At 64.3% G+C, this 14,249-nt stretch carries 18 protein-coding genes; 16 read left to right on the top strand and 2 right to left on the bottom strand.

Features of this window, described 5'->3' with window-relative positions; all coding sequences use genetic code 11:
• Positions 1–48: 48 nt before the first annotated feature.
• Both E4Q23_RS06030 and E4Q23_RS06025 read right to left on the bottom strand, forming a co-directional pair.
• Positions 49–915 carry a polyprenyl synthetase family protein gene (locus E4Q23_RS06030; protein ID WP_169065876.1) on the bottom strand — a complete coding sequence of 289 codons (867 nt, stop codon included), beginning with the start codon at positions 913–915 and terminating at the stop codon, positions 49–51.
• Positions 916–974: 59 nt separating this feature from the next.
• Positions 975–1,205: an exodeoxyribonuclease VII small subunit gene (locus tag E4Q23_RS06025; RefSeq protein WP_336511611.1), complete on the bottom strand. Its 231-nt coding sequence runs from the start codon at positions 1,203–1,205 to the stop codon at positions 975–977.
• 215 nt (positions 1,206–1,420) lie between these two features.
• Between E4Q23_RS06025 and E4Q23_RS06020 the strand changes: the two genes are divergently transcribed.
• From E4Q23_RS06020 to E4Q23_RS05945, 16 genes are all read left to right on the top strand, one after another.
• Entirely contained in the window at positions 1,421–1,786 is a 366-nt protein-coding gene (locus E4Q23_RS06020; RefSeq protein WP_169065797.1) for an STAS/SEC14 domain-containing protein, read from the top strand.
• The gene (locus E4Q23_RS06015) at positions 1,783–2,631 is read left to right on the top strand and encodes a rhodanese-like domain-containing protein (protein ID WP_169065796.1); all 849 of its coding nucleotides are present in this window, start codon (positions 1,783–1,785) and stop codon (positions 2,629–2,631) included. Before E4Q23_RS06020 ends, E4Q23_RS06015 begins: the two co-directional genes overlap by 4 nt.
• 157 nt (positions 2,632–2,788) lie before the next feature.
• On the top strand, positions 2,789–2,971 hold the full coding sequence (locus E4Q23_RS06010) for a hypothetical protein (RefSeq protein ID WP_169065795.1): 183 nt from the start codon (positions 2,789–2,791) through the stop codon (positions 2,969–2,971).
• Positions 2,972–3,014: 43 nt separating this feature from the next.
• Complete coding sequence (locus E4Q23_RS06005) at positions 3,015–3,422, top strand: hypothetical protein (protein ID WP_169065794.1); 408 nt, start codon at positions 3,015–3,017, stop codon at positions 3,420–3,422.
• A 135-nt stretch (positions 3,423–3,557) separates the two neighbouring features.
• Positions 3,558–4,166, top strand: a complete 609-nt coding sequence (locus E4Q23_RS06000; RefSeq protein ID WP_211203656.1) for a lytic transglycosylase domain-containing protein — start codon at positions 3,558–3,560, stop codon at positions 4,164–4,166.
• Positions 4,163–4,600: a type II secretion system major pseudopilin GspG gene (gene gspG, locus E4Q23_RS05995; protein ID WP_291996594.1), complete on the top strand. Its 438-nt coding sequence runs from the start codon at positions 4,163–4,165 to the stop codon at positions 4,598–4,600. The genes E4Q23_RS06000 and gspG overlap by 4 nt, the downstream gene beginning before the upstream one ends.
• 18 nt (positions 4,601–4,618) lie before the next feature.
• Positions 4,619–5,821 carry a type II secretion system F family protein gene (locus E4Q23_RS05990; protein WP_169065792.1) on the top strand — a complete coding sequence of 401 codons (1,203 nt, stop codon included), beginning with the start codon at positions 4,619–4,621 and terminating at the stop codon, positions 5,819–5,821.
• The gene (locus tag E4Q23_RS05985; protein ID WP_169065791.1) at positions 5,818–7,536 is read left to right on the top strand and encodes a GspE/PulE family protein; all 1,719 of its coding nucleotides are present in this window, start codon (positions 5,818–5,820) and stop codon (positions 7,534–7,536) included. The genes E4Q23_RS05990 and E4Q23_RS05985 overlap by 4 nt, the downstream gene beginning before the upstream one ends.
• On the top strand, positions 7,517–8,392 hold the full coding sequence (locus tag E4Q23_RS05980; RefSeq protein ID WP_169065790.1) for a hypothetical protein: 876 nt from the start codon (positions 7,517–7,519) through the stop codon (positions 8,390–8,392). Before E4Q23_RS05985 ends, E4Q23_RS05980 begins: the two co-directional genes overlap by 20 nt.
• Positions 8,389–8,994 carry a hypothetical protein gene (locus E4Q23_RS05975; protein ID WP_169065789.1) on the top strand — a complete coding sequence of 202 codons (606 nt, stop codon included), beginning with the start codon at positions 8,389–8,391 and terminating at the stop codon, positions 8,992–8,994. Before E4Q23_RS05980 ends, E4Q23_RS05975 begins: the two co-directional genes overlap by 4 nt.
• Complete coding sequence (locus E4Q23_RS05970) at positions 8,991–9,626, top strand: hypothetical protein (protein ID WP_169065788.1); 636 nt, start codon at positions 8,991–8,993, stop codon at positions 9,624–9,626. Before E4Q23_RS05975 ends, E4Q23_RS05970 begins: the two co-directional genes overlap by 4 nt.
• Positions 9,623–10,216, top strand: coding sequence for a hypothetical protein (locus E4Q23_RS05965; protein ID WP_169065787.1), 594 nt, complete (start codon positions 9,623–9,625; stop codon positions 10,214–10,216). The genes E4Q23_RS05970 and E4Q23_RS05965 overlap by 4 nt, the downstream gene beginning before the upstream one ends.
• 20 nt (positions 10,217–10,236) lie before the next feature.
• Positions 10,237–12,645 (top strand): secretin N-terminal domain-containing protein, encoded by a 2,409-nt coding sequence (locus E4Q23_RS05960; RefSeq protein WP_169065786.1) that lies wholly within the window; start codon positions 10,237–10,239, stop codon positions 12,643–12,645.
• 6 nt (positions 12,646–12,651) lie between these two features.
• A complete protein-coding gene (locus E4Q23_RS05955) occupies positions 12,652–13,200 on the top strand; it encodes a type II secretion system protein (protein WP_169065785.1) in 549 nt (182 codons plus the stop codon).
• Positions 13,194–13,592, top strand: coding sequence for a type II secretion system protein (locus tag E4Q23_RS05950; RefSeq protein WP_169065784.1), 399 nt, complete (start codon positions 13,194–13,196; stop codon positions 13,590–13,592). The genes E4Q23_RS05955 and E4Q23_RS05950 overlap by 7 nt, the downstream gene beginning before the upstream one ends.
• Positions 13,593–13,594: 2 nt before the next feature.
• A complete protein-coding gene (locus E4Q23_RS05945) occupies positions 13,595–14,245 on the top strand; it encodes a type II secretion system protein (protein WP_211203655.1) in 651 nt (216 codons plus the stop codon).
• Positions 14,246–14,249: the final 4 nt, after the last annotated feature.

Below are 14,249 nucleotides of genomic sequence, written 5' to 3'. Positions count from 1 at the left end.
TTGGGTCCTGCAGAAGCGCTCGCTGGTGGCGGTGAGCGGAAGCGGCGCCTAGAATTTGCGCTGGGTAATGAAGTCGGTGAGTTCGAGCAGGCGCTGGCGGCGTGCGCCGAAAGGTGTGAGCGCTTCGAGCGCCTGTTTTCTCAGATCGTCGGCAAACTCGCGGGCGCGTTCGAGGCCCATCAGGCTGACGTAGGTCGGCTTTTCGGCGGCCGCATCCTTGCCGGCTGTCTTGCCGAGGGTCGCGGTACTGGCCGTGCAATCGAGGATGTCGTCGACGACCTGAAAAAGCAGGCCGGCACGTTTGGCGAAGCGGTCGAGCGACGTGCTTTCGTCGACGCTCAAGGCGGCACCGCAAAGGGCGCCGAGCAGCACTGCCGCGCGGATCAAGGCACCGGTCTTGAGCGCGTGCATCAGTTCAAGCTCAGGCTGGTTGAGGCTCTTGCCGACCGCTTCGAGGTCAATCGACTGGCCGCCCGCCATGCCACACGAGCCGCTGGCGCGGGCTAGCAGGCGCAGCATTTCCAGTTGCCGGCCCGGCTCGCCGAAATCCTTGCGCGCCAGCAGTTCGAAGGCCAGCGCCTGCAGGCTGTCACCAACCAGCAAGGCCGTCGCTTCATCGAACTCCACGTGGCAGGTCGGCCGGCCCCGTCGCAGCACGTCGTTATCCATTGACGGCAGGTCGTCGTGGACCAGCGAATAGCTGTGGATCAGCTCGACTGCGCTGGCCACCACTTGCAGCCGTTCCGCCGGGGCCGCTGTCAGTTCGCCGGCCGCGTAAACGAGCAGCGGTCTTATCCGTTTGCCACCATTCAGGCTGGCATAGCGCATCGCCCGGTGCAGGCGAGCCGGAATCGCTTCAGCAGGCGGCAAGTTGCCGGCGATGGCCGCTTCGACCTGTACCTGGACGCGACGCATCCAGTCCGGGAAGGCTAGGGTCCCTGGCGCTGGTGCAGGGGCAAGTGCTGTCGGCACGCTCACTTGGCTTCGCCGCCAGTGGGCTCGAAAGCGCGCAGCGCGCCGTTTTCAAGCACCTGGATTTGCGCTTCGGCGTTGCTGAGCTGCTGTTGGCAGTGCGTCAATAGTTCGCTGCCACGGCGATATGCCGCCAGTGACTCCTCGAGTGGCAGGCGGCCTCCCTCCATGTCCTGGACTAGCTGTTCAAGTTCGGCAAGAGCCGCCTCGAATTTCAGTTTGCCAATGGTCACCGCGTCCGAAGCGCGTGCGGCGCGTCGACGGCTTTCTCGGAGTTTGGTCGTGGCATCGGAGAGGCTCGAATCAAACCGCCGAAAATAGCGTATTAGTGGCTCCGCGGTCAACAAATGGAAAGCATTCTCGCGCCCCCGCTTCTGGCCAGAGCGTGACACAATCGCTGGCGATGGGACTGGTGCTACACTTGCGCAACCAAAAAAGGGAGGATGCCATGATAGTCATCGAAAACCGGCCCAGGCGGGTCGAGGTCACGGTTTATGCGGAATTCACGCTCGCCGATTATCAGGAGTTCGAAAACGCCGTCAATTACGTCATCCAGTTCGAGGGGCAGGTTGACCTGTTTTTCGACTTGCGCGAGATGGCCGATTTCACTCTCGACGTGGCCTGGGAAGATATCGTCTTTTCGCGTGCCCATGCCAAGGATTTCAGCCGCATTGCGGTGCTCACCGAAAGTCAGTGGGTGGCGTGGAGCGCCTGGTTGTCTCAGATTTTCGTCGAAGCCGAGATGCGCGTTTTCGACGAAGAAGTCGAAGCCCGCGCGTGGCTGGCCGAAGGGGACGGGGAGGGGCTGGCGTGAGCTACTCGACGGTCGTCAGTGCCGCTCGTCTGGCCCATCATCTCGACGATCCCGACTGGCGAATTTTTGATTGTCGCCATCAACTGAGCGATCCCGAAGCCGGTGCCCACGCCTACGCCGCCGGGCATCTGCCGGGGGCGAGTTTTCTGCATCTGGATCGCGACCTGTCGGGGCCGATGAATGGCAGCAACGGTCGTCATCCCTTGCCCGACCCACAGCTTCTCGCCGCCACGCTGGGCGCGGCCGGCGTTTCAGGCGAAACGCAGGTGGTCGCCTACGACGACGCAGGCGGGATGATGGCCAGTCGACTATGGTGGTTGCTGCGTTGGCTGGGCCACGATCGCGTCGCTGTTCTCGACGGCGGCATCGAGCGCTGGGTCGCAGAGGGCAGGCCGCTGTCGACGGCGTCACCAGAAGTTGCCGTAGCGCGTTTCGAGGGGTCGCCACGTGACTGGGTAGCCACGACCCAGGAGGTTCTGGCCGATGTTAGCAACGGCCAGTTCTGCCTGATTGACGCCCGCAGCCCGGATCGCTTCCGTGGCGAGAACGAAACGCTCGACCCGGTCGGTGGTCACATTCCGGGCGCGCGCAACCGCTTCTTCCGCGACAATCTCGATAGCGAAGGTTGTTTTCGCCCCGCCGCCGAACTGCGCCGGGAGCTGCTGGCGCTGCTCGCCGGGATCGATCCGAAGCAGGCAGTAATGAGCTGTGGCTCGGGCGTCACCGCCTGTCACAACCTCCTGGCCATGGAAATCGCCGGTCTGCATGACGCACGTCTGTATGCCGGTTCGTGGAGCGAATGGTGTAGTGACCCGGCGCGGCCGGTCGCCGGTCAGGCTTGCTGATGCCTCAAACGGCGAACAGGTCGACGGCGGATACTCTTGTCTTTCCTGTTCAATTGATGCGATTCTCTAAGACGTTGTTTTTTTTAGGGTTTTACTGGTCGGCGAGCCGGCCTGTGCTGGCGTTTCCTGTTTCTCAACATCAAGAGGGAAGAAAACCATGAAAAAACTTGCAGCTATGGTGGTGGGTGGTTTGTTGCTGGGCGCTGGTGTCGGTGTGGCGACGGCGGGTTCTCGTTGTGAACCGTTTCAAGGAACGCTGAAGTTGGCCTTCAATCCGTCGCCGACGCTGGGGGATTGCCAGGGCTTCGACGCGATAAAGGGCAAAGAGCGCTTTTTTTGAGGGCGCTGTTTTCCACTACCAACAATTGCCACCAGGATACCCGTTGGCTGCTCCGCTGCCGCTACAGATGTGCTTCTCGGGAGAAATCAGTGGCGCCACGCTGGGAGGGCGTGCGGTTGAGGCGACGTCTGTGTCGGCGCTGACAGTCAATAGCTTCCCTCTTGCGGGGGGCACAAGTTGCGGCTCTGTTCCCTGTCCGCAGATGCTTACTGCGGCAACGGTGGTGACGGTTACTGCCACCGGTGAGCCCAGAAAAGATAAGGAATTGGGCCAGATATTCCTGCGTGATACCGGCGTCTTACTTCCCGCCACTGATCAGCGGGGGCCATTGGCTATTGAGCAACTGATTGGTGTTGGCGGTACCAAGAAATTCTCCAACGCCAGTGTTTCAATGGAGATCGTTGGCTACGAGTTTGCTGGTGCCCCGGTCAAAGGCACCATCTGCCGTTAAGCTGTGGGTCCGAGCGGTGCAGCAGGCCATCTGGCGAACGGTGGTCTGCTCCAGCTGGGAGAGGGGTGTTCTGATGGGAGAATCGTGGCGAAAGTGACTTCTCCTCGTTATCGGATGATCTGCATGCGGCTTGCCGTGGCAACTGCGTTGTGCGCTGGTAGCCTGCTGCCGCCTGTGGCAACCGCAGCGACCGTCGGCCGCGTCTTCGTTTCTTACGCGGTCGATGGCAGCCCCCGTTACGCCACCCAGCGTCTCGACGCCAGTTACCGCGTGTTCATTCGCGGTGAGACGGTGCGCACGAAGAGCGGCAAGGCGCCAAGCACACGTAGCCACGTCAGCCAGGAACAGGGTCGGCGGCAGTTGACGCCGTTGATCGCGCATTTCGCTCACCTCCATCAGGTGGAGCCGGAATTGGTCGCGGCAGTAGTTGCCGTCGAATCCGGCTTCAACACCGCCGCTGTTTCGCCGGCAGGGGCAGTGGGTGCGATGCAGCTGATGCCAGCGACCGCGGCACGCTACGGCGTGACCAACGCCGCCAATCCGGCGCAGAACATCGACGCCGGCGTGCGCCATCTCAAGGACCTGCTCCACCTGCATGGTGGCAACGTCGCCCTGGCCCTGGCGGCCTACAACGCCGGCCAGGGGGCGGTGGCCAGGAACGGCGGCCGCATTCCGCCCTATCGCGAAACGATGCTTTATGTACCGGCGGTGCTGGCGGCAGCGGCAAGGGGGGGAGGGCTGTGAGCGGGACCCTGCACCGTACTTTCCAGGCGCGCACCGCCGCCGGCTTCACCCTGCTCGAACTGCTCGTGGTAGTGACCATCATCGGCCTGTTGGCGGCCTATGTTGGCCCGAAGTACTTCTCGCAGTTGGGCAGGTCCGAGCAGGGGGTGGCCAAGGCGCAGGTGGAGGCCTTCGCACGCGCACTCGACACCTATCGGCTGGAAGTCGGCCGCTATCCGAGCAGCGAAGAAGGGCTCGAGGCCTTGCTCAGCAAGCCGGCCAACGCCGCCCGCTGGAACGGCCCTTATCTGCAGAAGGCGGTGCCCGACGATCCCTGGGGTCACGCCTACCTCTACCGGTCGCCAGGGAGCACTGGCGACTTCGAGATCACCTCGTATGGCAAGGACGGCCAGCCCGGAGGGACCGGCGATGCCGCCGACGTCACCTATCAATGAGAATCTGGCGGAGCGAGGATGCGCTTTGAGGTTCGTGCCCTATCTTCCGACAACCTGATCGAGACGCACAGCATTGATGCCGCGGATGCCGGGGAGGTAGGCAGGTTGCTGCAACAACGGCGGCTGCAGCCGCTGTCGATCAAGGCGGCAGGTGGTGTCGGTGACGCGGCGGCGCGCTTGCCGGGGCGCGGCAGCCGAGCGTTTTCACTGCTCTTGTTCAGCGCCGAATTGTTGGCCTTGCTGGAAGCCGGCTTGAGCCTGGTCGAGACCTTCGACGCATTGCTCGAGAAAGAAAGCTCTCCGACCTCGCGGGCAGTGCTCGAACGACTGACCACTCACCTGCGCGAAGGCCTGCGTTTTTCGGCCGCCCTGGCCTTGCAACCCGGGGTCTTCCCACCCCTTTACGTCGGCATCGTCAAGGCTGCCGAAGGGACCGGCGACCTGCCGCACGCCCTGGCGCGCTATATCGACTATCAGACGCGGCTCGACGCCGTGCGCAGCAAGTTGCTCAGTGCGGCCATTTACCCGGCCATCCTGCTCGCCGTCGGCGCTGCGGTGACTGTTTTCCTGATGGCTTACGTCGTGCCGCGTTTTTCTGCCGTGTACCAGGGGAGCGGTCGTTCGCTGCCCTGGTTGTCACAGCGCCTGCTCGACTGGGGACAATTGCTCAGCGAGCATGCCGACGCCGTTTTTTGGGGGCTGCTGGTGCTGACCACGGCGGCTATCTTCTCGCTGCGGCACTTCATGCGCAGCGGTCGCTGGATCGTTTTCCTGACCCGCCTGCCGGGTGTCGGCGAGCGCATCCGGGTGATCGAGTTGTCGCGCCTGTACCTGACCACCGGCATGCTGCTCGAAGGGGGGATACCGATCCTGACGGCGCTTGATATCGTCGGCGACGCCGTTTCTCCGAAAACGCGCGACGCACTGCGTACTGCGCGCAGCTTCATCTCCGACGGCGGCGCCTTGTCGGAGGCTTTCGAGCGCAGCGGGCTGGCGACGCCGGTTGCCCTGCGCCTGCTGCGCGTCGGCGAAAAGTCCGGGCAGATGGGCGCCATGCTGACGCGCTCGGCCTTGTTCTACGAAGGTGAGAGTGCGCGCTGGATAGAGCGCTTCGCAAAAGTCTTCGAGCCGCTGCTGATGACTGCCATCGGCCTCCTGGTGGGGCTGATCGTGGTTCTGTTGTACATGCCAATTTTCGACCTCGCGGGTGCGCTGCAATGAACGCTGCCGGCGAGCCGAGCAGCGAAAGCATTGACGATGCCCTGCTGCAGAAAGCCAGGAATCTGGCGCGCGGCTCCGGGCGCTCGCTGGTCAGCGAACTCGAAGCGCTGACCGCCAATGAACCGCGCCAGCTGGTCGACGCTCTGGCGCGGCGCTTTCAGCTGCTGGTCATGGATACCACCGAGATGCTGGCTTGTGGTGCGGCCTTCGACCTGCTGCCGCTGCTCAAGGCGCAGCAGCGTGGCTGTGTGCTGCTGCGCTCGCTGCCCAGTGGCGGAGGCGGCGAGGGGGATGAAACGCGGCTCATTGCCGTCATCGGCGATCCCTTTGACAGCGATTGCATGGTCTGGCTGAGCAGCCTGTCCGCTGCACCGCTGCACTATTGCCTGGCTCTGACGGCTGACATCCAGGCCTATCTGTCGAAACATGAAGAATCGGTGCATGCCGTGCAGTCCCTGGTGCACGATAGCAGCAGCGCCGTCGATCCCTCGCGGAGCGCAGAAGTCCTCAGTTTTGCGTCGCTCAGTGAAGCCTCGAGCCCGGCTGTCAAACTGGTTAATTCCACCGTCTATGACGCCGTACGGGCGGCGGCGAGTGATGTGCATCTCGAGAGCACGCCGACTGGCATTACCATCAAGTATCGCCTCGACGGGGTACTCGACACGGTCGCGCAGATCAGTGGCGTGGCCCTCGCCGAGCAGGTGGTGTCGCGGCTGAAAGTGCTCGCCGAACTCGATATTGGCGAGCGGCGAACGCCGCAGGACGGCAGCTTTCGGGTCCAGGTGGCCGGTCGCGACATTGACCTGCGGGTATCGATCATGCCCAGCATTCATGGCGAGGATGCGGTCGTGCGCATTCTCGACAAGCGTGGCGTCATCGAGGCGCACGGCTCGCTGACGCTGGACCTGCTGGGCTTCGACGCTCTCTCGCTGAAAGCCCTGCGGCGCCTGGTCGAAGAACCCTACGGGATGTTGCTGGTGACCGGCCCGACCGGCTCGGGCAAGACCACCACCCTGTACGGCGCCATTTCCGAGATCAATAGCGGTCGCGACAAGATCATCACCATCGAAGACCCGGTCGAGTACCAGCTGCCCGGCGTCCTGCAGATTCCGGTCAATGACAAGAAAGGCCTGACCTTTGCGCGCGGCCTGCGCTCGATTCTGCGCCACGATCCCGACAAGATCATGATCGGCGAAATCCGTGACCGCGAAACGGCCGAGATCGCCGTGCAGTCGGCGTTGACCGGGCATCTGGTGTTGACCACCGTGCATGCCAACAACGTCTTCGATGTTTTCGGTCGTTTTACGCACATGGGCATCGATCCCTACGCTTTTGCCTCCGCGCTGAACGGTATCTGGGCGCAACGTCTGCTGCGCGTTAACTGTGCACGCTGCAGCGAAGCCTATACGCCCGGCGAAGCGGAGCTCGAACGCTTCGTCATCACCGCCGATGCGCTGGCGGATTTCGACTTCCGCCGCGGCAGCGGCTGTGGCGATTGTCGAGGTAGCGGTTATCGTGGGCGCAAGGCGATCGCCGAGATTCTGAATCTGAACGATGAGTTGCGCGAGTTGATCATCGAAAAACGTCCGCTCAGGCAGCTCAAGGAAGTTGCCTACCGCAACGGTACGCGCAGCCTGACCGAAGCCGCGCTGCGTCTGGTCGCCAGCGGCGAGACCACCCTCGAGGAACTGCGCCGTGTCACGCTTTCGTGCTAGACGACTGCTGCTCGGCTGCAGCGCAAGCGACCTCGTCCTCCTGGCCGAGCCGGAAGCAACTACGGACACCCCGCAGCTTCTGGCGGCACTGGCTGTCGCCGCCCCCGCCGCGGCAACAGCCAGTGCCGCCACGGCAGCCCTGGGTGCGGCCCTGGCAGCGCTGCAGCCTGCGCCGCTGGCAGCCGCTGACCAGGCGCAGGCTGGCACGCACTCCGACGCGCAGTCCCCATCTTTGAGCGTTACGCTCGATGACGGCCTGGTCAGGAGTTTCGTCGTCACGCCGCCACGTGGCGCGCAAGGGCTGCGCGAATTGCGCGCCACGGCGGCAGCCCGCTTTGCGGCGCTCTATGGCGAGTCGGCCGAGCATTGGCTGTTGGTTGGCGACTGGCATGCGAGCTTCCCGTTCGTCGTCTGCGCGTTGCCGCGGGTACTTTATCGGGCGCTCGATCAGTGGGCGCAGGCGCATTCCTGGCGCCTCGATTCGATGACTCCGGCCCTGGTCCGCGTCTGCAATCGCCTGTGCGCATCGATTCCGAGCGACGGCTGCTTGCTGGTCGGCTTCGGGCAGAGGCTGAGTTTGCTCTATATCTGCAACGACCAGGTGGCAAGTACGCGCAGCGTGCTCTTGCCCAGCGTCCCGGATTTCGCCGCCCTGGAAACCCTGTTGGCCCAGGAACGCCTGCGCAGCCCGGATCAGGGTGCGAGCGGCAAACAGCAGTCGCTGTTGTGGGCGGGCGCGGCCGACTGGCTGCCACTAGCAAGCCGCATGGCCGGCCTCGAGTCGCGGACGATTCGCCTGCCTGGCGGCGGAGGCTCGGCAGCCACACAGCTGGCGCTTGCCGGGAGGCGGTCATGAAGCCCCTGAACATCGATTTCGTCGTTCGTCCGCCCTGGCAGCAGCCCCTGGCCACGCGCAGTCGGGCGATTCTGATTGCCCTTGGCGGGGTGGCGGTGCTGGCTGCCGCAGCGCTGGCCTGGCAAGTGCTACAGCTCGAACGGCAGCGCGCTGAAAGTGCGCAGGCGATCGTTCGGGCCGGCCGGGAAATTGCCGCCCATACGCCGCCGCCGCGACCGCCGCTGTTCTTGTCCGCCGCGCAGGTACTGGCCGTCAACGGCGCCATCGGGCAACTGAATACGCCGTGGCCGGCGCTGCTCGACGCTTTCGAGAGCGTGGCCCGCGCCGACATCGCGTTGCTGCAGATCGAGCCGGATAACCAGCGGCGCCTGGTCAAGGGGGTCGCCGAAGCGATGGATCACCAGACGATGCTCGACTACCTGGCCGCGTTGGGGGCGGCCGCACCTTTTTCCCGGGCGCTGGTGAGCAAACAGGAAATCAACGACAAGGACCCCAACCGGCCGCTGCGCTTCAGCTTCGAGGCGCTGTTCGACGATACGCCAGGCAAGGGCCCGGCCAGCGACCGCGCGACGCCGCAGGCGCGTCCCCGGGAGCTCCGGTGAAGCGCATCTCGCTGCTGGTCGACCGCTTGCGCCTGAGCGCCGAGATTGGCTTGCACCGGCATGGACCGTGGTGGCTGCTTCTGGCGCTGAGCTTCTGCTTGCTGCTTGTACTGGCCGCAACACTCCTGCCGGCGCTGCACGCCGAGCTGGCGGCGGCGCAGGGCAGTCTGCGCGCCTTGCAGGCGCGCGCGGCGAACGGCGAGCCGCCGCCGGGAGCGCCGGAATCGGCCTCCGAACGCCACTACCAGGCGTTTCAGGAGGTTCTCGCCGAAGAAAGTCAGGTTCTCGCCAGTATCCAGGCGGTGCTCGACCTGGTGGCCAGTCATCAGTTGCTGAGCACGCGCGCCGAGTATCAGCGTGGCCGTGACCTGCAGGCGCAAGCTGACACCCTGCAGATGATCGTGCCGGTGCGTGGGCGCTACGCCGATATTCGCCGCTGGATTGAAGAGATCCTGGCCACGCAGGCCTTCATTGCGGTCGATGAACTGGGATTCAAGCGCGATGAAATTGCTCGCAACGAGGTCGAGGCCAGGGTCAGCCTGACCATCTGGCATCATCGGGCGCGGCCGACAGAGGGCGTTGGCGTGCTCGGTGCGGACGCGGCGGAGCGCGCCGATGAGGTGCCTCGATGAACCGGCGTCGCTTGCTGCTCCTTGCCCTGTTGCTGCTTGCTGCCTGGCTGGCGCTGTTTGGCGACAAGACGCCGTCGGACAGCTCGCGCGGCGAAGTCGTTGCGCCGACTTCGCCGCGCGCAGCGTCCGCGCCGAATGCCGACAGCAGGCTTGCCGCCCGCAGGCCGGTCGACAGTCGCTCGGCGCTGTCACCGACGCGCGCCGGCAATGCCGCCGCGACGTTGGAAATCGCGGCCCTGATTCCGCGCGCGCAACTGATTCCCGGTGCCACTGATGAGCGTGCAAGTCGCGATCTGTTTCCGTCGCTAAGCTGGGCGCCGCTGCCCCCGGCGATGCCCGTGACCTCGGCAACATCCGCAAGAACACTCGCACCAATGGCACCGCCGCCCCCCTTCCTGTACCTTGGCAACAAATTCGAAGCGGGGCGCTGGGAGGCTTACCTCGCACGCGGCGAACAGGTGTTCATTGTTCACGAGGGGACGAGGCTTGAACGAGACTACCAGGTCAAGGCGATTGCCCCGTCCACACTGACCTTGATCTACCTGCCGCTGAAGCAGGCACAGAGCATATCGATCGGAGGATCGCCATAGTGAGCAAGGAGAGGCCGGGTATGCGCGCTGTACCGGCAGGCTGGCGGCATTGCTGCCTGAGCGTCGCCGCGGCCCTGATGCTGGCCGGTTGCGCTGCGCAGACGGCGTATACCGAGGGGCAGGAGCTGTTGGCCGCTGAACAGGTCGACGCCGGGCTGGCCAGAATTCAGGAGGCGATCAAGCTTGAACCGGGTTCTGCGGAGTATCGCATCGCCTACGCACGGGCGCAGGAACGCTACGTCAAGGCCAGCCTGGAGGTCGGCGAACGCGCCCTGGCGGAGGCCCGTTACGAGGCCGCCGATGGCGCTTTTCGGCGTGCACTGGTGCTGCAAGCGGGTAATGAGCGGGCGCTCACCGGGCTGCAGTTGGTGGCTGCTGCGCGTCGGCATGACATTCTCTACAGCGAAGCGCTGGCCGCCTGGAGCCGGGCCGACGGCGAAGCGGCGCTGGCCAGTCTGCGCACGATTCTCGCGGCCAACCCGCAGCACCCGCGTGCGCTGGATTTGCAGCGCATTATGGAAGCCAGCGCTGCGCGCGTCGTCAAGGAATCGGTGCTGGCGGTGGCCTACCGCAAGCCGATCAGCATCGAGTTCAAGGACACGCCGCTAAAAACTGTTTTCGAAGTGATTTCGCGTACCTCGGGGCTGAACTTCGTTTTCGACAAGGATTTGCGCGCCGATCAGAAGGTCACCATCTTCCTGCGCAACAGTACCATCGAGGCAGCGATCAACCTGGTGCTGCTGACCAACCAGCTCGAGCAGCGCGTCCTCGATGGCAACTCCATCCTGATCTATCCGAACACCCCGCTCAAACAGCGCGACTACCAGGCCTTGACGGTGAGGACCTTCTATCTGGCGAATTCGGACGCCAAGACCGTCGCCACTACCTTGAAGACGATCCTCAAGAGCCGGGATATCGTGGTCGACGAGAAACTGAATCTGCTGATGATTCGTGACAGCCCGGAAGCGGTTCGCGTCGCCGAGAAACTGGTTGCCTTGCAGGACGTGCCGGAGCCCGAGGTGATGCTCGAAGTGGAGATCCTTGAGGTCAAACGCTCCCGTCTTCGCGACCTGGGGGTCAACTGGCCGAACAACCTGGCGCTGACCCCGCTGCCGTCGGCCGATGGTGGCCAGCTGACCCTGAACGATCTGCGCAATCTCAACTCGTCGACCATTGGGGCTACCGTCGGCCCGGTCATTATTAGCGCCAACCAGGCCGATTCCGACGTCAACCTGCTGGCCAACCCGCGGATTCGCGCGCGCAACCGCGAGAAAGCCAAGATTCTGATTGGCGAACGCGTGCCCAACATCACCTCGACGGCTACTTCGACAGGCTTTGTCTCCGAGTCGATTACTTACATCGATGTCGGGCTCAAGCTGGACATCGAACCAACGATTTACCTGGACAACGAAGTGGCCATCAAAGTGACCCTCGAGGTCAGCAACATCATTGATCAGGTGGAGACCAAATCGGGGACTGTTGCCTATCGCATCGGCACGCGCACGGCGACCAGCGTCCTGCGTCTCAAAGACGGCGAGAACCAGTTGCTCGCCGGTTTGATCAGCGACGAAGACCGCCGGACTGCCGACAAGGTGCCCTTCCTGGGGGATATTCCGGTGCTCGGTCGATTGTTCGGAGGGCATCGCGAGGAGGGAATCAAGACCGAGATCGTGCTCTCCATCACTCCCCGGGTGCTGCGCAACATCCAGCGCCCGGAGGCCTATCTTGCCGAGTTCGATGGCGGCACCGAGAGCAACTTCCGCAGCCGGCCGGCTGCTCGGGGAGCGGCATTGGCCAGTGCCTCGGGCGTGGCCGCCCCTAGCGGTTCGCCGTTGAGCCTGGTGGGCCTGTCGGCGGGTGCCAGCGGTGCCAGGAGCCGAGCGCCAGGCAATTACCCGGCCGAGACGGCGGCTTCCAGCGGCGCTCAGCCGGTGTCGGCGGCCAATTCCGCAGGCGTCCTGACGGCTCAGGATGCCCAGACCGCGGAGACCGCCCAGGCGGCGGTCGCCTCGGGTGCTGGAGCGCAGCTGCTCTGGCAGGGCCCGACGCAGCTCGGCACCGGTGACAGCTTTTCCTTGCAGCTGGTCATGCAGGCAGATCAGCCGGTGGTCAGCCTGCCGCTGGCGATCGCTTTCGATCCGCGCGTGGTGCAGGTCGCCGACGTCAGCGAGGGGGGCTTCCTCCGCCAGAATGGCGGCGAGACCAGCTTCACCTATCGCGTCGATCCCGGTGGACAGGTGCTGATTACCGGGACCCGTTCGGGTGCCGGCGGCGCGACCTTGCAGGACGTGGTGGCGACGCTCAATTTCCGTGCCGTGGCGCCCGGTGACGCGAAGATCGAGCTGATTACCATCGCCCCGGTTGGCTCAGGCGGCTCGGCGATCAAGGCCAAGCTGCCGCCGGCGCACCCGTTGACCGTTGTCCAGTGAGCAATGATGAGCGGATTGGCCCGACCTCGGGCGACGATTTCCTGGCGTAGGATCGGTGCCACCGGCGGTGGCGTGGGTGCAGTGGGTCGTGGCGATGGTTTCTCGCTGCTAGAACTGCTGATCACCCTGGCCATTGTTGCCGTGCTGGCAGGGGTCGTCGTGCCGGTGGCGCAGACTGCCGTTCAGCGCGCCAAGGAGCAGGAGCTCAGACTCGCACTGCGTGAACTGCGCTCTGCCATCGATCAGTACAAGAAGGCCGGTGACGAAGGTCGTATCAGGACGGCGGTGAGCGACAGCGGTTATCCGGCGAATCTGCAGGTTTTGCTCGCGGGAGAAGTGGATTTGCGCGACCCCAAGCAGCGGAAAATTTACTTCCTGCGGCGGATTCCGCGCGATCCGCTGCATCCGGATAGCCGGGCGCAGCCAGCCGATACCTGGGCCAAACGCGCTTACACCAGCGAACCCGATAACCCGAGCGAGGGCGACGACGTGTACGACGTGTACTCCAGATCAAAAGGCGTCGGTTTGAACGGCGTGCCCTACCGGCAATGGTGAATCGCGCCAGGCCTCGCCTGCGCGGGCAGGGTTTTACGCTTATCGAGCTGCTGGTCGTGCTGTCGATCATCGCCCTGCTGCTCACCCTGGCCGTGCCGAGATACTTCAACAGCATCGATGTCGCGAAAGAAGCGGTGCTGCGCGAGAATCTGCACCTGGTGCGCGAGACGATCGACAAGTTCTACGCTGACAAGGGGCGCTATCCCGAAAGCCTCGACGAGCTGGTCAGCGAAAAATATCTACGCGCGCTGCCCTACGATCCGATTACCGGTAGTTCGACTACCTGGCTGCTGATTGCGCCCGATTCGGCTGGCGTCGGAGGCCGTGTCTATGACCTCAAGAGCGGCGCCGACGGCGCCACCCGGGACGGCCAGCCGTTTACCGAACTGTAGCCATGCGCGGCGATCGTTTTTGCCGCGCTTGCGCCGGCCGCTGCGAGGCCGGCTTCACTTACCTCGGGCTGCTGATTCTGGTCGCCATCCTGGCGCTGGCGACGAGCGCCACCTTGACCCTCGGCAGCATCGTGCAGCGGCGTGAGGCCGAGCAGCGGCTGCTCGAAGTGGGGGCTGCGTATCGGCAGGCGCTTGCCAGTTATCTGAACAGCAGCCCGGCTGGCGACCGCCGCTACCCGGGCGCCCTCGCCGAACTGCTCAAGGACCCGCGCTATCCAGGCGTGCGCCGGCACTTGCGGCAACTCTATCCGGACCCGATTACCGGCAAGAACGAGTGGGGCCTGGTCGGCGCGCCGGGCGGCGGAATCATGGGTGTGCACAGTCTCTCGAACGCGAAACCCATCAAGATCGCCGAGTTCGAACTGGAGAACGAGTCTTTCGAGGAGGCTGCGCACTATTCAGAATGGGTGTTTATCACCCGGTCGCTGGCCCCGGCAAGCGGCGCGATCCCGGCCCAGGGCGGCCTGCCACCGGCCGCTATCCCGGCGCTGCCGTCCTTGCCAGCAGCGCCGATATTCTTCCCGCAGAACGACGCTCCCGCAGCCGCTCCGCCGCCAGCGCCGATCCCCTTGGAGAACTTGCCAGCGCGCTGAGCCG

The sequence above is a fragment of the Candidatus Accumulibacter phosphatis genome (genome assembly GCF_012939955.1).
GTDB classification, from domain to species: Bacteria; Pseudomonadota; Gammaproteobacteria; order Burkholderiales; family Rhodocyclaceae; genus Accumulibacter; species Accumulibacter delftensis.
This window is presented reverse-complemented; position numbering and strand designations above follow the sequence as displayed.